General features: G+C 38.8%; 19 protein-coding genes. 14 read left to right on the top strand and 5 right to left on the bottom strand.

Going from position 1 to position 18,972, the window contains the following annotated elements:
- Positions 1 to 50: 50 nt before the first annotated feature.
- The 8 genes from AB1279_RS04245 to AB1279_RS04280 all read left to right on the top strand — a co-directional run bounded on the left by AB1279_RS04245 (position 51) and on the right by AB1279_RS04280 (position 5,907).
- On the top strand, positions 51 to 1,187 hold the full coding sequence (locus AB1279_RS04245) for a nicotinate phosphoribosyltransferase (RefSeq protein WP_429757943.1): 1,137 nt from the start codon (positions 51 to 53) through the stop codon (positions 1,185 to 1,187).
- 297 nt (positions 1,188 to 1,484) lie between these two features.
- Complete coding sequence (murC, locus tag AB1279_RS04250; RefSeq protein WP_429753532.1) at positions 1,485 to 2,798, top strand: UDP-N-acetylmuramate--L-alanine ligase; 1,314 nt, start codon at positions 1,485 to 1,487, stop codon at positions 2,796 to 2,798.
- A 239-nt stretch (positions 2,799 to 3,037) separates the two neighbouring features.
- Positions 3,038 to 3,592, top strand: a complete 555-nt coding sequence (locus tag AB1279_RS04255; protein ID WP_429757944.1) for a GNAT family N-acetyltransferase — start codon at positions 3,038 to 3,040, stop codon at positions 3,590 to 3,592.
- Between the two features lie 140 nt (positions 3,593 to 3,732).
- Entirely contained in the window at positions 3,733 to 4,287 is a 555-nt protein-coding gene (locus AB1279_RS04260; protein WP_429757945.1) for a GNAT family N-acetyltransferase, read from the top strand.
- A 62-nt stretch (positions 4,288 to 4,349) separates the two neighbouring features.
- Positions 4,350 to 4,760, top strand: coding sequence for a PH domain-containing protein (locus AB1279_RS04265; RefSeq protein WP_429757946.1), 411 nt, complete (start codon positions 4,350 to 4,352; stop codon positions 4,758 to 4,760).
- Positions 4,761 to 4,843: 83 nt separating this feature from the next.
- Positions 4,844 to 5,116, top strand: coding sequence for a hypothetical protein (locus tag AB1279_RS04270; RefSeq protein WP_429757947.1), 273 nt, complete (start codon positions 4,844 to 4,846; stop codon positions 5,114 to 5,116).
- Positions 5,117 to 5,140: 24 nt separating this feature from the next.
- The gene (locus tag AB1279_RS04275; protein WP_429757948.1) at positions 5,141 to 5,302 is read left to right on the top strand and encodes a hypothetical protein; all 162 of its coding nucleotides are present in this window, start codon (positions 5,141 to 5,143) and stop codon (positions 5,300 to 5,302) included.
- A gap of 29 nt (positions 5,303 to 5,331) precedes the next feature.
- Positions 5,332 to 5,907, top strand: coding sequence for a histidine phosphatase family protein (locus tag AB1279_RS04280; RefSeq protein WP_429757949.1), 576 nt, complete (start codon positions 5,332 to 5,334; stop codon positions 5,905 to 5,907).
- 297 nt (positions 5,908 to 6,204) lie between these two features.
- Here the strand turns inward: AB1279_RS04280 and AB1279_RS04285 are convergent, their stop codons facing one another.
- On the bottom strand, positions 6,205 to 7,173 hold the full coding sequence (locus AB1279_RS04285) for an FTR1 family iron permease (RefSeq protein WP_429753539.1): 969 nt from the start codon (positions 7,171 to 7,173) through the stop codon (positions 6,205 to 6,207).
- A 547-nt stretch (positions 7,174 to 7,720) separates the two neighbouring features.
- On the opposite strand from AB1279_RS04285, the gene AB1279_RS04290 reads away from it, so the two are divergent.
- Positions 7,721 to 8,842, top strand: coding sequence for a PepSY-associated TM helix domain-containing protein (locus AB1279_RS04290; RefSeq protein ID WP_429757950.1), 1,122 nt, complete (start codon positions 7,721 to 7,723; stop codon positions 8,840 to 8,842).
- 159 nt (positions 8,843 to 9,001) lie between these two features.
- Here AB1279_RS04290 and AB1279_RS04295 read toward each other — a convergent pair whose 3' ends face one another.
- The 4 genes from AB1279_RS04295 to AB1279_RS04310 all read right to left on the bottom strand — a co-directional run bounded on the left by AB1279_RS04295 (position 9,002) and on the right by AB1279_RS04310 (position 12,587).
- Positions 9,002 to 10,246 carry an NAD(P)/FAD-dependent oxidoreductase gene (locus AB1279_RS04295; RefSeq protein ID WP_429757951.1) on the bottom strand — a complete coding sequence of 415 codons (1,245 nt, stop codon included), beginning with the start codon at positions 10,244 to 10,246 and terminating at the stop codon, positions 9,002 to 9,004.
- A complete protein-coding gene (locus AB1279_RS04300; protein ID WP_336484393.1) occupies positions 10,243 to 10,575 on the bottom strand; it encodes a (2Fe-2S)-binding protein in 333 nt (110 codons plus the stop codon). Before AB1279_RS04300 ends, AB1279_RS04295 begins: the two co-directional genes overlap by 4 nt.
- Positions 10,572 to 10,844 carry a (2Fe-2S)-binding protein gene (locus AB1279_RS04305; protein ID WP_429753542.1) on the bottom strand — a complete coding sequence of 91 codons (273 nt, stop codon included), beginning with the start codon at positions 10,842 to 10,844 and terminating at the stop codon, positions 10,572 to 10,574. The genes AB1279_RS04300 and AB1279_RS04305 overlap by 4 nt, the downstream gene beginning before the upstream one ends.
- 72 nt (positions 10,845 to 10,916) lie before the next feature.
- A complete protein-coding gene (locus tag AB1279_RS04310; protein ID WP_429761293.1) occupies positions 10,917 to 12,587 on the bottom strand; it encodes a sigma-54 interaction domain-containing protein in 1,671 nt (556 codons plus the stop codon).
- A 363-nt stretch (positions 12,588 to 12,950) separates the two neighbouring features.
- Here AB1279_RS04310 and AB1279_RS04315 point away from each other — a divergent pair, with 363 nt between their 5' ends.
- From AB1279_RS04315 to AB1279_RS04335, 5 genes are all read left to right on the top strand, one after another.
- Complete coding sequence (locus tag AB1279_RS04315) at positions 12,951 to 14,126, top strand: NAD(P)/FAD-dependent oxidoreductase (RefSeq protein ID WP_429757952.1); 1,176 nt, start codon at positions 12,951 to 12,953, stop codon at positions 14,124 to 14,126.
- A complete protein-coding gene (locus AB1279_RS04320; RefSeq protein WP_429757953.1) occupies positions 14,123 to 15,160 on the top strand; it encodes a proline racemase family protein in 1,038 nt (345 codons plus the stop codon). Before AB1279_RS04315 ends, AB1279_RS04320 begins: the two co-directional genes overlap by 4 nt.
- Positions 15,157 to 16,110: a proline racemase family protein gene (locus AB1279_RS04325; RefSeq protein ID WP_429757954.1), complete on the top strand. Its 954-nt coding sequence runs from the start codon at positions 15,157 to 15,159 to the stop codon at positions 16,108 to 16,110. The genes AB1279_RS04320 and AB1279_RS04325 overlap by 4 nt, the downstream gene beginning before the upstream one ends.
- An 82-nt stretch (positions 16,111 to 16,192) precedes the next feature.
- Complete coding sequence (gene dapA, locus AB1279_RS04330) at positions 16,193 to 17,089, top strand: 4-hydroxy-tetrahydrodipicolinate synthase (RefSeq protein ID WP_429757955.1); 897 nt, start codon at positions 16,193 to 16,195, stop codon at positions 17,087 to 17,089.
- 46 nt (positions 17,090 to 17,135) lie between these two features.
- Positions 17,136 to 18,620, top strand: a complete 1,485-nt coding sequence (locus AB1279_RS04335) for an aldehyde dehydrogenase family protein (RefSeq protein WP_429757956.1) — start codon at positions 17,136 to 17,138, stop codon at positions 18,618 to 18,620.
- Positions 18,621 to 18,972: the final 352 nt, after the last annotated feature.

The following is an 18,972-nucleotide window of genomic DNA, read 5'->3' on the forward strand; positions in this document are numbered from 1 at the left end:
GCTGTATACTAAGAGAAAACGTTGGATAGTAAAGTAGGGAGTATAGCGACATGAAAGAAATCGAATTAAAATTACAAGGTGAAATAAATCGACTAACAAACAAGACGTTCAAGTTTGATGAGCGCGTTGGCGAAGGATGGTTTTCTGCGGTTTATTTCTTAAAAACTCGTGATATTATTAAAGAATTTCGAACAGGAAGCATTGTGACAATGCAATTTTTCCAAAAGGAACATGCTGTATTATGCGGAACAGATGAAATACTTGCTTTATTACAAACATTTGCAGAGCATCCTGAAGAGCTTGAAATTTATTCTTTAAAAGATGGGGATAAAGTTAATCCGTTTGAAACAGTATTAACGATTCGCGGACCGTATGAGTATTTCGGTTATTTAGAAGGTGTGATTGATGGTATTTTAGCACGCCGCACTTCTGTTGCGACAAATGTGTATAACGTTGTACAAGCTGCGCGCAGCGGTGAGAAAGAGAAACCGGTTATTTTCATGGGAGATCGCGATGACCATTATACGCAACAAGCTGGTGATGGTTATGCGGCTTATATCGGTGGTATGAGCGCGCAAGCAACGCATGCGATGAATGAATGGTGGGGTAAAAGCGGCATGGGAACAATGCCTCACGCTTTAATTCAAATGTTTAACGGTGATGTTGTGGAAGCGGCAAAAGCATACCATAAAAAGTTTCCAGAAGATGAGTTAGTTGTACTAATTGATTACAATAACGATGTGATTACAGATGCACTTCGCGTGGCACATGAATTTGGATCAGAGCTAAAAGGAGTACGTGTAGATACATCTCGTACGATGATTGATCAACACTTTATTCGTCATCCAGAAGTGCTTGGCACATTTGATCCGCGCGGTGTGAATCCGTCTCTTATCTTTGCGCTTCGAAAAGCATTAGATGACGAAGGGTTCCAACATGTGAATATCGTAGTGAGCGGTGGATTTGATGAAAAACGAATTCGTGAATTTGAAGCACAAAATGTTCCAGTTGATATTTATGGCGTCGGAAGCAGCTTATTAAAAATGAACATTGGCTTCACAGGTGATAACGTAGAATTGAACGGAAAACCGGAAGCGAAAGCGGGACGTAAATATCGTCCAAATCCACGCTTAGAGCGTGTTCAATTGCAAAAAAAAGAAAACATGGAACAAAGTGAAACTATATAATTAGGAAGTTCATCCCTCATGTAACTGCGTTGTTTTTTGCAGAATGTTGAGGTGGTGGAGAGTTAATTTTATATAGTGGAATAAGCGGATAAACTGGTAGGGAATTGACCCTATCAGTTTTTCTGTTATCATAGTATAACGGATTGATTTTTGCTATAATAAATTTGTTGTGGACTTAAAAGAGAGCATGAACGTGATTATAAGGAATTCGAGATGATTACCAAAATAAAAAGAAAATCATATACTGTCTTATAGATAGACCGTTGGAATAGTTCGAAATGTTGGAGGTTCTTTAAGATGACAGTTTACCATTTTGTAGGAATTAAAGGGACAGGGATGAGTGCTTTAGCGCAAATTTTACATGATATGAATCATACTGTTCAAGGTTCTGATGTAGACAAACGTTTTTTCACGCAAACAGCGTTGGAAAGTCGTGGGATTTCTATCCTGCCTTTTGATAAAAATAATGTTGAAGAAGGACAAGTGATTATCGCAGGAAATGCATTCCCAGATACACATGAGGAAATTGAAGCCGCAAAGGAATTAAATTTACCTATTTATCGTTATCATCATTTTTTAGGCGAATTTATGAGTAAGTATACGAGTGTCGCTGTAACTGGCGCTCACGGAAAAACATCAACGACAGGTTTGTTATCTCACGTAATGCAAGGAGCAAGCCCTACATCTTGTTTAATTGGTGATGGAACAGGACTTGGAGTAGAAGATAGTAAGTATTTTGTATTTGAAGCGTGTGAATATCGTCGTCATTTCTTGTCATATCATCCAGACTATGCAATTATGACAAATATTGATTTTGATCATCCAGATTATTTTGCAGACATTAATGATGTATTTAGTGCGTTCCAAGAGATGGCACTGCAAGTGAAGAAAGGTATTATTGCGTGTGGTGATGATGAAGAACTTCAAAAGATTCATGCGAAAGTACCAGTTATTTTCTATGGATTTGGCGAAGATAATGATTTCCAGGCACGTAACATTCAAAAAAGAACAGATGGTACAGTGTTTGATGTCTTTGTTCGTAATACGTATTATGGAACGTTCCAAATTACAGGTTACGGCAATCATAGCGTGCTAAATGCATTGGCAGTTATTGCTCTTTGTGATTATGAAAACATTGATGTCGAAGTTGTGAAACATCAGTTAACAACATTCGGTGGTGTAAAGCGCCGTTTTAATGAAAAGAAAATGGGTGAGCAGGTCATTATTGATGATTACGCACATCATCCAACAGAAATCAACGCGACAATTGAAGCTGCTCGTCAGAAATACCCAGAACGTGAAATTGTAGCAGTATTTCAGCCGCATACATTCTCTCGAACACAAAAATTCTTAGATGAATTTGCAGAGAGTTTACGTAAGGCAGATCAAGTATATTTATGTGATATTTTTGGTTCTGCTCGTGAAAATAAAGGAGAATTAACAATTCAAGACCTGCAGCAACGCATTGATGGTGCAGAGCTTATTACGGTTATGACAACAGAAGTATTAAAGAAACATAAAAACGGCGTACTTATTTTTATGGGCGCTGGTGATATTCAAAAATTTGAAGCTGCTTATGCGAAGGAAGTACAAGTGGCAGAGAAGAAGTAAGAAGAAATGACGTGCAATTGGCACGTCATTTTTTTGTTGATTTAGAATTAGCTCTAAGTAAGGTGGAACAGTGAAAGTTAAGAGAGAATATAATATATACAATTGCAGGCGTTCTTTGTTCCTAAGAGCTGTTTGTATTAAAAAGTAGAAAAAGAGTTTTTTGCTAAGTTGTTATTTCTTTCGGAAAAATCGTGATTTTAAGTGTCAGAATAATGAGAAAAAGATAAGGGGATAGGAAAATGTTTACATTACGCGTTGATGACGAAATCTCATTGCAATTATTAGAAAAGCAACATAAAGATGAACTGTACGAATTAGTGGATAGAAACCGAGAATATTTCCGAGAATGGCTTCCATGGGTGGACGGCACGAAATCAGCTGAAGCGTACAATGGACTCTGTCCAATGTGGCTGCATAATTTCGCAGATGGAGATGGTTTTGAAGCGGGTGTACGCTATAAAGGAAAGCTCGTTGGGGTGATTGGGATTCATCCGGTGAGTAGGGCGAAGAAAGCGACAAGTATTGGATACTATCTTGCGGAAGAAGCAAGTGGAAAAGGAATTATGACGCGAAGTGTAAAGGCTGCGCTCCGTTATGCTTTCGAAGAATTAAAATTAAATAAAGTTGAAATTCATTGCGGAGTAAATAATCAAAAGAGCCGTGCCATTCCAGAACGCCTCGGCTTTAATTTAGATGGAATTATGCGTGATGGAGAATGTTTATATAATCAATTCCATGACATTGCCGTGTATAGTATGCTAGCAAGAGAATGGAGAGAGAAGCGTATGAAATGACGCTTCTTTTTTTCTGAATTTATCAATAATTGATAGTATAAAAAAATAGAAAAAGAGTTTTTTGCTAAGTTGTTATTTTTTTCTAGAAAAATCGTGATTTTAAATGTTAGAATAATAAGAAAAAATAAGGGGATAGGAAAATGTTTACACTACGCGTTGATGATGAAATCTCATTACAATTATTAGAAATGCAACATAAAGATGAATTATACGAGTTAGTGGATAGCAATCGAGAATATTTACGAGAATGGCTTCCATGGGCGGATCGCACGAAATCAGCTGAAGGGTACAATGAAATCTTTCCAATGTGGCTACATAACTTCGCGGATGGAAATGGCTTTGAATCAGGTATACGCTATAAAGGAAAGCTCGTTGGGATGATTGGGATTCATCCGGTGAATTGGGCGAAGAAAGCAACAAGTCTTGGATACTATCTTGCGGAAGAAGTAAGTGGAAAAGGAATTATGACGCGAAGTGTAAAGGCTGCGCTTCGTTATGCTTTCGAAGAATTAAAATTAAATAAAGTTGAAATTCATTGCGGAGTAAACAATCAAAAGAGCCGTGCAATTCCAGAGCGGTTAGGTTTTCACTTAGATGGAATTATGCGTGAGGGAGAATGGTTATATGATCATTTTCAGGACATAGCGGTGTATAGCATGTTAGCAAGAGAATGGAGAGAGAAGCGTATGAAATGACGCTTCCTTTTTTCTGAATTTATCAATAATTGATGGTATAATATGGATAAGGAGTGATGAAGATGGAATTTTACGTGAAAAAAAATCCAATTATGATACTGCTTACTGTCATTATGCTGCTGCTTGTTGTAATCTCTCCTATCATATCATTTATGATGAATGAGAAAGGTTGGCTGACAGGACTTGCAGCAGGAATCTTATTTTTAGCTGCAAATATTATTCCTATTTCTGAAATGTTTGTATTCCAGCATAAAGTCGTTGATGGAGAATTAATAACAGGACATTGGCTGACAAAGAAGAAAATTCCGACTGTAAGCATTCGTACTATACGATTTGTGGGAAGAAAAAAGAATAATTTAGAAATCACGTACGGTAGTAATTTTGAAGTGCATATGATTACACTGCCAAAAGAGAAAGAAAAATTCATGGAGCTGCTTTTGCAAGGAAGTCCTTATGTGAGAATAGAAAATTAAATATATGGTGAGAAATCTTTTAAGCAATAGAATGAATAGAGTATGTCAGTTTTCATCAAGTGTGTAATCCAGGAGGTCTCTATATGAACATTCGTTGGCACGAATCCAATTATCGCGAGGATCATATGATTTTTGATACGCTATGGGAAGCTGAGGAATGGAGCTACTCCATAAGTAATGACATATATACAGGTGCATTTGATGGATATACAACTCCAGATAAGAAAGTCGTCTATGTTTTGGCCTTTCGCTTGGCAAGTGCTCCGCGATTTCATGTTCATACGGATACAGTTTGGCTTGGGGATAACATTATGTATAAGGTATGGGTTACTCCATCTGCTCATGCAGAAGCTTGAATAGAGTGAGGGGGGGGCAATACTATGTTTGGTATTTTTTCAATTTTAGGACTTATTTTTTATATTGCAGTCGCAGTCTTTGCGGTATACGTTGTGGTGGCTGTATTAAAGAGGATGAGAGAAAGAAATGAATATTTAAAAGATATCCGAGATGAGCTTAGGAAGAGGAATGATACTTCGAACTAAGTTCATTTTTGATAATTTGGAGGTTTCATATGACTAAAATAGGTATAATCCGTCACGGAAGTACACCGTGGAATAAAGAAGGGAGAGCACAGGGGAGTTCAGATATTTCCCTTGATCAAGCTGGATTATCAGAGGCTTATAAACTTGCGGAGCGCTTGCGTAAGGAGAATTGGGATTTCATATATTCTAGTGATCTATTAAGAGCGAAGCAAACTGCCGAAATTATAGGAGAAAAAATTTTGAGTATCCCTCTTTATTTAGAACCTAGGCTTCGTGAAGTAGGCGGAGGACAGATTGAAGGGACAACGGAGGAAGAGAGAGTTTTAAAATGGGGACAGAATTGGAGAGAGCTAGACTTAGGAATTGAAAGTGCTGATAGTGTAATCACAAGAGGTCTTTCGGTAATTGAAGAGATAGCCTCTAAACATGATAACAAAAATATATTAATCGTTAGTCATGGTGCATTCATTCGACATCTTCTAAAGGAACTAGTACCGCATTTGAATATGGTAGAATCTCCGAAAAACACGTCTCTAACTAAACTTATAAAAGCAAAGAATGGCTGGGAGCCAGAACTATATAATTGTACAATTCACTTAGAATAGAGTGTGATATTTCATCTAAAATCGGCAAGGATACCCCACTTCAATCGTGTGAAGGGCGTAGCCAAACGATAAGTGGTGGGTAGTTGACTCAAGATTACTAAAGTGAAATCTCCATCAATGGTTTTTTTTCATTCCACATTGCTGATTGATTGAAGCAATTGCCCATTAATGCAGGATAAACAATTCCAAAGAAGATTAAACAGCCACCGAGTTCTGATAGAATATCAAATCTCGATGGCTGATTAATCTTTTTTATAGTTGCTTACTTGATAGGAATAGGTAGACCTCTTTTTGTTTTTATGACACTGCTTGCGTTTGTCGTTTCATTGCTTTTCGTTTTGTTAAATAACGAGCAGCAAAGTAAGAGCCTAATACATAAATTACAGCTATAACTTGAGCTGATAATGTCTCAACTGTTGGGAATATACAGAACCAAACCCCCATCCAATCAGGGAAATGAATATTGATGGTAGTTGTACTAATCCATCCTGCTAGTTGCATCTCTTGTACGGTTTCTCCCACCATTACGGCCAAGACAACCACTAAGAGACCGCCTGTAAATACCAACATTTTTTTATAAGGAAGACGGCGATGAGCTAAAAAGGTCAGAACTCCCACTATCATCGTTAACGCTAACCCAATCAGTGCTCCTTGTAAGATAACATCAGATCCCACTTTTAATCGTAAATTTTGAAGGAAAAGAACGACTTCAAAACCCTCACGATAAACCGATGTAAGACCTAGTAGGAAAAGAGACCAAAATGTACTCTTTGCCACACTCTCACCATTATTTCCGGTTATTTTTTGTTTCTTACGATTATGTAGGTTAATCCAACCCTGCCAATAAATCTTATGAAAGAACCAGTTCATGATAATACATAAAACAATAACAGCTAGAATTCCTGTTGCAGCTTGAATATGAAGCTCCGATGCATTCACAGAAGAAATAATCCCTACTACAATAAACCATGTAGCAATTGTGGCTAAGAAGGATACCCCCGCTCCAGCAGAAATGGGCTTCCAATAGTTATCTTGTTTCTTACGCACTAAGCCAGAGATAATTGCTGATAATACTAAAATAGCCTCTAATCCTTCCCGAAAGATAAGGATAGCCGTATTTATGATTGCAGCACCTGGCGTTATATCTTTAGCGGTAGGATCAGGATTCCCTTGATAATTCACTCCCTGCCATATGATGACACCAATTACTACCAACAAGGAAAACGATATAAGAATGGTTTTGAGATTTAAAAATTTTTTAAGCAATGAACTTCCCCCTAGTATATCTAAAAATGATAATGATAATCTTTATCAATAAAAACTAGATTAATCTTAATCCCGCATTTTTTATTTGTCAATGAAAATTTTTGCAATGTGCTATCGCCGCCAAAGCATCACATTTCCTACACTAAGCTATGATTTTATGAAAATATATTTCAAACGGTTTTTTTAGTTTACAAAAATGTCTGTTTTTATCACATGAATAGGCTTTAAAAGGCATACATTGCTAGCTATATTTCAGGTGAAAGTGATATTGAAATTACTGCTTTGAAAAGGGCTGAAAAATCATGAATCTTGAGATTTATCCCGTATTAACGGGCAGTAAGACCCTCCCTCAAAATTCAGAGAGAAACGAGGAAGATAAGTGGGGGATAAAAACTTAAGGTAAGGGTGTGAAAAAATAATCCTCTTTTTGTTGTGGGAACAATTATATTTGAACTTTTACTCTATATTTTGAATTTTTACATATTGACAATGATAATCATTATCTTTAATATTAATTTGACTTTTCATTTCATTAAGGGGGACTTTTATGAAGATTCGCAGTATGGTTAGAAAGGTTCATTTATACCTTAGCATGATAGCTGGTATGTTTATTGTGCTAATTGGATTGACTGGAAGTTTGCTTGTCTTTGACAACGAATTAAATCGTATGATTTATCCTGATTTATACAAAATAACTAAGGGTCAACCGGTTACATATCAGAAAGCCTTGCAAACTGTAGCAAGCACATACCCAAAGGGAGAAATTCAGCGTGTGTATACGCCAGATGATCCACACTCTCAAGGGGTTTATTTGTTTAATTTGAAAGAAGGAAAAGGGACGAAATCTGTATATGTTGATCCGGGGACCAGTAACATAAATGGAGAATTAGGGGAAAAAGCGTTTTTTAATCAAGTAAAAGAGATTCATTATCATTTACTTCTTAATGATTTTAACGGTAAAGAAATTGTGGGTATTATTGGATTTATTTTCTTTTTTATTAGTTTATCTGGGTTGTATTTATGGTGGCCTGGAATTAAAAAATGGGCACGCGGTTTTGTTATACGGCGTAGTAAGAATACATATGTAAAACAGTATGATATACATAAAGTCATTGGAATCATTGCTATGCCACTTTTATTAGTGGTTTCATTAACAGGGGCACTTTTTACATACGATAAGACAATTTTTGGGTGGATCGGAGCGAAAACTAGTGTCATGCCATCGAAGGAGAAACTTATTTCTAAGCCTCTTTCAGGAGGAAAACTCCCTCTTGATTCCTTGTTAGGTGAAGCTGAAAAGGCAGTTCCTCAAGGGACTATTACGCAAGTAAGGATGCCTGTGCAAGCGAAAAAAGGAAAAGCAGAAGGTGCTGTGGAAATTCGTTTGAGTCGTCCATACGATCCAGGGAATGGGAATGTGAAAATATGGGTTGACCAGTATAGCGGGAAAGTGTTGGCTAAACAAGATCCAAAGGTGGATGATGGATTGACGTATCAGACATGGCTTAAACCACTACATACAGGAACGTTTGGTGGTTTATTTACAAAAATCTTATATGTTATTGGTGGTCTTACACCATCAATTTTAATGTTTACTGGCACGTATATGTGGTGGCACAAGAAAAAGAGTAAGCGAAAGCCAAAACGTTCTTCAGTAACTGCAGCATAACTGATGAAGAAAAAATTAGAGCAATTAAGAAAGCTCAAAAAGATTTAGGTGAGTCTAAAGGCAATAGTGGTTCTTTATAATACGTATAAATTCCGCTAACGAGCGTTATGTAAATAAGAAATCCCGTCAGAACAAAGACTGACGGGATTTTTCATTTCATTACACAATTTGTTTGGGAGTTTTCCCAGTGCTGTCATTTGAATAGAGACGTTCCCAAAGTTCGTTCATTTTGCTTCTGCCGCTATCAATCCCAGGATTGAATTGGATTGCAGCTTGCTTGCGAACAGTACGGACATGCTGCACAGATTGTTGTAGTTTTTGGTCAATTGTGTTCGATTCTTTTCCGGCATGTTTGGCGATTGACAATCCCGCCGTTGTTCCTTGAGCCATGGCAATTTTGCCACTTTCAATCCCGGTGATATTCCCGGCTACAAATAGTCCATTAAGAGGAGTTTCCATCATCTCTGAATGGTGGGGCACGTGACCGCCAAGTTCAGGAATGTATTGAAATGGACATCCGGCAACAGCGGCAAGCTCTGCCAGCGGGTACAAGCCGCCTGCTATACAGACAAAATCCGCTTCGTGAATAGTTTCAGACCCTTCAATAATATTGCCATTTGCATCAATATCGGCGACGCGTACTCCTTCCACTTGATCTGTACCGATAATTTCGAGTGCTGCTTTCCGAAGTTGAAGGGGAGTACCGTTCACTTTCATGCCGTTTTTCGGATAAAAGTTTAAAGCAACTTTCCGCATCCAGTCATTTTTCATGAAACGGCTCCCGATACGTAATAACGGTGATGGAGCGAGATGAGCTGCGTTCAAGAGCGATTTCATAACCTCTTCAGGCTCACCAGCTTTTTGACTAAGGACACTTTTTTCAGGGAGTACAATTCGATCAACTGTTATGCCAGCTAGTTGTAATTCATTTAAAATCGCAAATGCTAAAATATTTGCTCCGATAAGGATCCCTTTTTTGCCGACTTGGACGCGATGAACATTTGTCATGACTTGAGCTGCGCCAATGGACATTACACCAGGAAGGGTCCAACCAGGCAGCGGGATAGAGTACTCGGCAGCTCCAGTCGCAATTAGTACAAATGGTGCTTCTAGCGTACCTAAGCTCGTATGTACATTCCATAGGTGGTTTTCTTTTTCTAAATTGTAAACAGACACACCGCAGCGAATATCGACCGATAATTTTTTCGCTTCTTGATGAAGGCGCTCTGATTCTTTTATGCCATTCCACCATTCACCGGAAGGTTCTTGATGAAGTTGTCCTAGTAACCTGCCGCCTGGTTTTATAAATTCATCAATAACAGTCACTTTGAGACCAAAGCTCGCACATGCAATAGCTCCTGCTAATCCTGCTGGGCCCCCTCCAATTACAATGACATCAATCATCGCTTTTCCACCATCCTTCTTACAATATTCGGATGCTGTTTGCCGCTTTCAACAATCATATCCTTTTCGACAACTGTTAAGCAGGCTCTTACGTTTGCTTGATCATTGACAGTTACACGGCACTCTAAGCAATGACCGATATTGCAATAAATACCTCTAGGTGTCCCGCTATCTTCGTGAACGCGCAGTTTTCGTATTCCGTTTGCCAAAAGAGCCGCCGCAATCGTTTCATTTTCATATGCTTCATATTGAATTCCGTCAAACTGAAAGGAAATACGTTCTCTATCATCTAAATTCCCTAAAATGGGATGGTTCATGATTCTAGTCATTGATTTTCACCTACTGTTCCAAAGGTTACCGGCCGAATTGGGGGCTGATATTTTAACGGAATTTCACCAGGTGACACATTAGGGATAACACTTTCAATAATTCTATCTAATGTCGGCCTGCATGTGCGGCCGCCGCAAAAGCCCATTCCTGCTCGTGTTCTTAATTTTAATTCTCTTGCTGTGCATGTATGTTGATCTGCCGTTTTCTGAAGTTGTCCGTAAGTAACTTCTTCACAGCGGCAAATCACAATGCTCTCTTTGTTAACCATTTGAATTCCTCCTCGACAGTCTTTCATAAAAATATTATGCAAAAAATGTGCCAATGCAGAGGAGGAAGAGGATTAATGTAGGCCGAGCCGCTTCAAACGATTGTATAAAGTGGCTCTTGTGATACCAAGTTGTTTCGCGCACTCTAATTTATTTCCATCTAAGATCTGTAACGCTCTTTCGATTACTTTTCTCTCGTGTTGATCCATTTCTTCTTGTAGTGATAAGATGGTTGAATCATTTTCTTGAAGTACATTAGATACAGTCTTTGGTGTGTTTTCAAAGTTGATACTATTTGGATGAAAGGGTAAATACTCTCTTTTTATTACGCCATCTGTTGCAAATACGATGAGCCGTTCTATGACATTGCGAAGTTCGCGAATATTGCCAGGCCAATCATACCGAAGCAGTTCATGCATGACTTCTGGAGGAAACTCATGAATTGGCCGCTGATAGCTCAAAGAAAAATCATGTAAAAAGTAATGGGTTAATTCGATAATATCTTCTTGCCGCTCTCTTAAAGGAGGGATGTGCAAACTGACTACGTTCAATCGGTAATATAAATCTTCACGGAATTGTCCTTTTCTCATTAATTCTTGTAAATCGCGATTTGTAGCAGCGATGATACGGAAGTCGATATTGATTTCTTTTTCTCCACCAACGCGATAATATTTCCGCTCCTGCAGCACGCGTAGGAGTTTTACCTGCATTTCGAGCGGCATTTCACCTACTTCATCAAGAAATAATGTACCGCCTTTTGCTAGTTCTATTTTTCCTTTTTTTCCTTTACTATCGGCACCAGAGAAAGCACCCCGTTCATATCCGAATAGCTCACTTTCAAATAAAGATGCTGGTATCGCGCCGCAGTTAATTGAAATAAAAGGTGCTTTCGGCATTTCACTTGCCTCATGAATTGCTTTCGCAAACACCTCTTTTCCGACACCGCTTTCGCCTAATATGAGAACAGTGGATTTAACAGAACATACTCTTCTAGCTAAATCCACTGTTCTTTGCAGGGTGGTACTTTTTCCTTTAATAGATTGAAATGGATCAGATGAATCCTTATATTTTGCTACTTCTTGTTCTAAACGGTGTACTTCGTTGGACATATTAAATAATTTCTCATTCAGTACGACTTGATTTGTGATATCCGTTTCTGAAACGACTGCCCCGATAATCTGACCATTAAAATAAACGGGATTAGAGTTGATTATGACAAACAAATCAGACCGAGGCTGATGGTGCTGTCCTGCAATACTTTTCCCTTTATGCAGAGATTGCAAGATTTCTAGATTTTTATAGTCGAAAAAATCCGTAATTGGTTGGCCGATTATATTTTCCCGCTTGACTGAAAAAATTTTTTCTGCGCCTTCGGTCCATGTGCAAACATGCTCGTTATCATCAATGACTGTGACTGAAGAATCTGTTGTTTGAATGACAGTTTCATAAAATGCTTTTAATTGATTGTAAGAGTTATGAAGAAAATGGATCATTTGAGCGGCTGTTATACAGCCTATTGGATTTTTGGTTGTATCAAGAATAATTGCTGTGGAATGCTGATTAAACGCCTCAATCAAGGTGAAGAATGGATCATCTTCATATACGATTTTGCATGGGAAATCAAGCGTTTCTGTTGTTGAACGATAATAAAATTCACCGTTTTTCTGTTCAATCTGATGTTTATCGAACGGTGTATCGATTAGAAGATGTTTTATTATTTCTTTTACTGACGGTAATGAAAATATAGTGATCCTCCTCCTGCGCTGTAAAAAATGATTAACACTGTAAAAAAAATTATACACCAATTAGCTGAATGTTTAAAATATTTAAACAGAAAATTTCATTCTATGAAATGAGAGTAAAACTGCTGTGTTTAGAAATTGAGGAACTGAATCAGGAATGAATCCTGGTGATAGGAACAAAAATTTGAAAGCACAAAAGTAATTTCTTTTCCCTCTGAAATTTTCCTGTTCGATGCGAGTCGCCGTCACTTGCACCGAACCGTCAGCCGGGATGAAGTAATAGTCCATTGTGATAGTTTCACATGAATTGGCACACGAATTGCATTTTAGATAATGAGGCCATTTCATCGAGAGGAGGAATGTGATGTGAAACATTGTGACGTGTTAGTCATTGGCGGGGGAATTATTGGCTGTTCGATTGCCTACTATGTTTCTAAGTATGGAAGAGATGTAACGATAATTGAAAAAGGGGAATTTGTTAGTGGCACGTCTTCACGATGTGACGGCAATATTTTGGCGATTGATAAAGACCCGGGTTTTGATAGTCAGATGTCGTTGTTTAGTCAGAAATTAGTGGATGACTTAAGCAAAGAATTGGAGTATCCATTTGAATATCGAGCACCAGGAAGCATCCTTGTTTGTGAGTCGGACGAGGAGATGGAAGCGGCACAGAAATGGGTGAATCGTCAAAAAGCTGCCGGTTTACCATTTCGAATGCTTGACCGGCAGGATATTCGGCAGGAGTCCCCCTTTTTTGCAGATGATTTATTAGGTGGGCTAGAATGCGCCACTGATTCTACGGTTAATCCTTATCTCTTAGCTTTTTCACTTTTGGAAGACGCAAAAAAACTAGGAGCTAAAGCTTTCAAGCATACAGAAGTAAAACAAATGAAAAAAGAAGAAAGTGGTTCATTTACTGTAGAAACGACAAACGGAGTTTTTACTGCGGATCATGTCGTCAATGCGGCAGGAGTATGGGCGCCTCGAATAGGAGAGATGCTTGATCTTTCCATACCAATTGAACCAAGAAAAGGGCATATCATCGTTGCCTCAAGGCAGCAGCATGTAGGATCTCGAAAAGTAATGGAGTTTGGTTACTTAATTTCTAAGTTTGGTGGAAAGCGTCGTGTTGATCCACTCACTGAAAAATACGGAGTAGCTCTTGTCTTTGAACCAACGGAAAGCCAAAATTTTTTAATTGGGAGCAGTAGAGAATTTGTCGGCTTTCATACGAAAGTAAACAATGAAATCATTAAATGTATTGCTAACCGGGCAATCCGCTTTTATCCGAAAATGGCAGATATGATGGTGATTCGTTCATATGCAGGATTAAGGCCATGGACGGAAGATCATTTGCCAATCGTTTCACGTGTGGATAAAATTCCAAATTATTATATCGCGGCGGGACATGAAGGGGACGGAATTAGCCTCGCAGCAGTAACTGGGAAAATAATAGAAGAACTCATTAATGAAAAAGAAACATCGATTCCCGTTGCTCCGCTTAGCTTTAACCGATTTACAGAAAGGGTGTTGAGCAGATGAGGGCACAAAGAGTCTTTACAACAATTGATACACATACAGGCGGGAATCCAACGAGGACACTGATTAGCGGGCTTCCTAAGTTAGTTGGAGAAACAATGTCAGAAAAAATGCTCCATATGAAAAAGGAATATGACTGGATTCGCAAACTGTTAATGAATGAACCGCGCGGCCACGATGTCATGTCTGGTGCTTTGTTAACGGACCCTTGCCATCCAGAAGCAGATATTGGTGTGATTTACATAGAGACGGGCGGATATTTGCCGATGTGTGGACATGACACGATTGGTGTGTGTACAGCGTTAGTTGAATCTGGATTGATTCCCATTCAAGAACCGGTCACTTCCTTAAAATTGGATACACCTGCCGGGCTCGTCGAAGTGGATATCGCAGTAGAAAATGGAAAAGCAAAAGAAGTGTCTTTTTGTAATATCCCAGCATTTCTTTTAAAACGTGTTTCCATTGATGTCGAGGGAATTGGGCGTATAGATGCTGACATTGCGTATGGCGGGAATTTTTACGCAATCATTGATGCAAAATCAGTTGGATTGGATTTACTTCCAGAGAATGCTTCTAACATAATCGAAACAGCAATCAACATTAGAAATACCATTAATGAAAAAGTTGAAATCGTTCACCCGCAACATCCGTTTATTAAAGGGTTAACTCATGTTGAATTTTTTACTGAACCAACCCATGAGGAAGCAGATGTGAAAAATACAGTTATTGTTCCCCCGGGAGGAATCGACCGTTCCCCGTGTGGAACGGGTACTTCTGCAAAATTGGCTGTCCTATATGCCAATCAAGAAATTTCAATTGGCGAAGAATTCGTTCATGAAAGCATTGTCGGTTCCTTATTTAGAGGACGCGTATTGGAAACAACAGATGTGGAAGGTACCCAGGCTGTGGTGACCAAAATTGCGGGATCAGCTTGGTTAATGGGGATGCATCGCTTCTTCTATCACGAAGAAGATCCGCTTAAAGAAGGATTTCTGCTCATTCCCCCTATGGAACATGAAACGGAGGACGTGAAATGAAAATTCAGAAGACGTATTCAACAACAGATGTACACGTAGCTGGTCAAGCGTTTCGTGTTATTAAAGATGTGCCGTTCATTCACTATCAAAACTTGGAGCAGCTGAATGAGCAGTTTATGCATGTGTTTGCGGAAGAAATCTATCTTTTGTTGAATGAACCGCGTGGATTTGCTGGTTTAAATGGTTGTCTTGTTGTTCCGACGATTAATGAAGAGGCTGATGCCGCAGTATTATTTTTCAATCATGAAGGAACGGTTCCTCTTCATTACGGGGGCATCGTTGCTGTGATTACAGCTTTATTGGAATGCGGTCATTTAAAGCCGAGGGCGTCAAGTGAATATAAAATCGAAACGGTCAGCGGTGTGATTTCCGTTACCGCGATGATGGAGAATGATGAAGTAGTTTCAGTAGTGATAGAAAGTGAATCGTGTCAAATAGTCGAAACGAATATCCCATTGTCCGATCCACATTTCAATACACAGTTCACCCTCGTGCAAGCTGATCAATTATACGCAGTGTTTGAGAAAAGTGATATTTCTGCACAGATTCGTGTTGAGGAGCTTTCTGAACTAAAGAGATGGGGAGAAACAGTGCTTCAAGCTCTCGAATCAAAAATGCCAATAAAGGGCGTTATTTTAATGGATGATTCTCATTTAGAAGAAGGGCGAATCAAAACAATTACATTCCGCACCGACCGGTATGTTGTTCGTTCTCCTGGTTTTGGATCGACGATGGCGTGTTATACAAGCTTGCTTTCTAAAGGGAAGGTGTGTATAGAACCACCATTTGTAAGTGAAAGCATTTTTGGCAGCACTTTGACGGTACAAGGAGTGAAACAAACGGAGAGTGGATACAAGTTTATTTTGAAAAGCCGTGGTTTTATTACAGGAATGCAGATGTTTGTATTAGATCCGACTGATCCTTTATCTGCTGGATTTTTACTAAAATAATCAAATTGTAGTCGTTTACTAAAGTTATTGTGCTTGCTAGTGATAGCAAAAAAACTAAAAAAATATTAAGGGGGAAATAGAAATGACAACAATTAGAGGAGCTTATCCAGTATTAATTACTCCGATGAATGAGGCGCAGGAGATTGATTGGGGCGGTGTGAAAAATAATGTGAACTACTTCGTAGATCAAGGGGTTGCAGGTATTGTAATCAACGGCAGTACTGGAGAGTTTGTAAGTTTATCAAAAGAAGAAAAGTTCCAAATGGTTGAAACAGTATTAAAAGAAGTGAACGGCCGCATTCCTGTTATTGTGGGAACAGCTGCTGAAACGACAAAAGAAACAATTGAATATACGAAACAGGCGGAAGCACATGGTGCAGATTGTGCGCTGATCATTAATTCTTATTATTGTAAACCGAAAGAGGAAGAAATTTATTTCCACTTTAAAGAAGTCTCAAATGCAGTGAATGTACCTATTATGCTGTACAACAATCCTTTTACATCTGGCGTTGATATGAGTACAGAGCTGATGCTGCGAATCGGAAAAGAATGTGAAAGAGTTACTCACATTAAAGAATCAAGTGGGGATATTCGCAAAGCAAGAGATCTTGTCAGACATGGCAAAGGGGATATTGAAATTTTCTGCGGTTCAGAAGATTTAGTGATGGAGTCTTATTTAGTTGGAGCAACAGGCTGGATTTCTGTTGCAGGCAATATTGTGCCAAATCTTGTTACGAAAATGTTTAATCATTTTCAAAAAGGTGAGCTAAAAGAAGCTTGGGCAATCAATGACAGCATATTACCGCTTTGTACATTCCTTGAAGGATCAGGAAAATATGTGCAAATTGTTAAGCGGGCAATGGAATTAAATGGACAGGCAGGAGGTCCTTCTCGTTATCCTCGTTTAGGATTAACGCTTGAGGAAGATCAAAAGTTGAAAGATATTTTAGCTACTTTAACTGCCGTTTCACATGTGTAAAAAGGCATAGCACTGTACAAATAAAAAATGAAAAGGTGAGTGGAATATGTTAACAGCACAAATAGAATTAAAGCCGAGAGTGAAAGCTTTTTTAGAAGGAACTATTGAACTTTTTATCGATGGAAACTTTGTACCAGCTACAAGCGGTACAAAGTTTGAAACGTATAACCCAGCGACAGAAGAAGTTCTTGCTTTCGTAAGTGAAGCAGGGGAAGAAGATGTTGATTTAGCGGTGAAGGCTGCGCGCCGGGCATTTGAAAAAGGGCCATGGCCTGAACTTAGTGCGGCAGAAAGAGCACACTTAATTTATAAGCTGGCTGATTTAATTGACGAACATAAGGAAGAATTAGCTCAATTGGAAGCATTAGATAACGGAAAGCCGTATCAAGTAGCATTAGAAGACGATATTCCAGCAACAGTGGAACATTACCGTTATTATGCTGGCTGGGCAACGAAGATTCTTGGTCAGACGACTCCGATTTCAAAGGATTATTTAAACTATACACGTCATGAACCAATTGGTGTTGTCGGCCAAATTATTCCGTGGAACTATCCATTAGTCATGGCTGCGTGGAAAATGGGTGCAGCACTTGCGACAGGATGTACAATCGTATTAAAACCTGCTGAACAAACGCCGTTATCCCTCTTATATACAGCGCAGCTTTTTAAAGAAGCTGGCTTCCCGGACGGCGTTGTGAATTTCGTTCCTGGATTTGGCCAAACAGCAGGTGCAGCAATTGTAAATCATCATGATATCGAAAAAGTAGCTTTTACAGGCTCCACAGACACTGGCAAGTATATTATGCGCCAAGCAGCTGAAACGATTAAACATGTGACGTTAGAGCTTGGGGGAAAATCACCAAATATTATTTTAGAAGATGCGAATATAGATGAAGCAATTACTGGTGCTTTTAACGGTATTATGTACAACCATGGTCAAAACTGTAGTGCAGGATCCCGTGTGTTCGTTCATAGAAAGCACTATGAAAAAGTCGTAGAAGAACTAGCGAAACTAGCAAACAATGTAAAGCTCGGTGCAGGAATGGAAAAAGGAACTGAAATGGGACCTCTTGTTTCCAAAAAGCAACAAGAGCGCGTGTTACGTTATATTGAAAAAGGAAAAGAAGAAGGAGCAAGAATTGCAGCTGGCGGTGTGAAGGCATTTGAAAAAGGATACTTCGTTCAGCCAACCATTTTTGCGGATGTTACAGATGATATGACAATCGCAAAAGAAGAAATATTTGGTCCAGTAGTTGCAGTTCTGCCGTTCGATACAGTTGAAGAAGTCATCGAAAGAGCAAATAACACTCCATTTGGACTCGCTGCAGGTGTATGGACAGAAAACATTAAAACGGCACACAAAGTGGCGAATCGCTTAAAGGCCGGAACAGTTTGGATTAATGATTACAACTTAGAAGATGCTGCTGCTCCATTCGGTGGTTATAAACAATCGGGCATTGGGCGCGAAATGGGCTCTTATGCACTCGACAACTATACAGAAGTGAAGAGCATTTGGGTGAACTTGAAATAAAGTGAAACTTCCATCAGCGGGGGGCTTCATCCCCCACTGATGGAAAGCTCTCACCAATCGAACTGTCCATCTTTTTAATTAATTTTATTGGAATTTCTAAAAAATAAAGCGTTTACATCAGGTGAATCTTCAACCAGCAGTAGGTTTGGAATTTCCGCACTGTTTGAAAGCTTGATGTATAAGAAAAACGGAACATATGATTTAGGGAGCAGCCCATCATTAGCGTTCCTTATATTAAACTTTTATAGAAAATTTTTCTTCATATATGCTGTTCTTCTATAAAATTATGAAACAATGGCAATAGTCTAATTTTAAAATACTGAATATTAAGAAAATATAAGATTGAAAGGGG

It is taken from the genome of Bacillus sp. S14(2024) (assembly GCF_050473785.1).
Lineage (GTDB): Bacteria > Bacillota > Bacilli > Bacillales > Bacillaceae_G > Bacillus_A > Bacillus_A yunxiaonensis.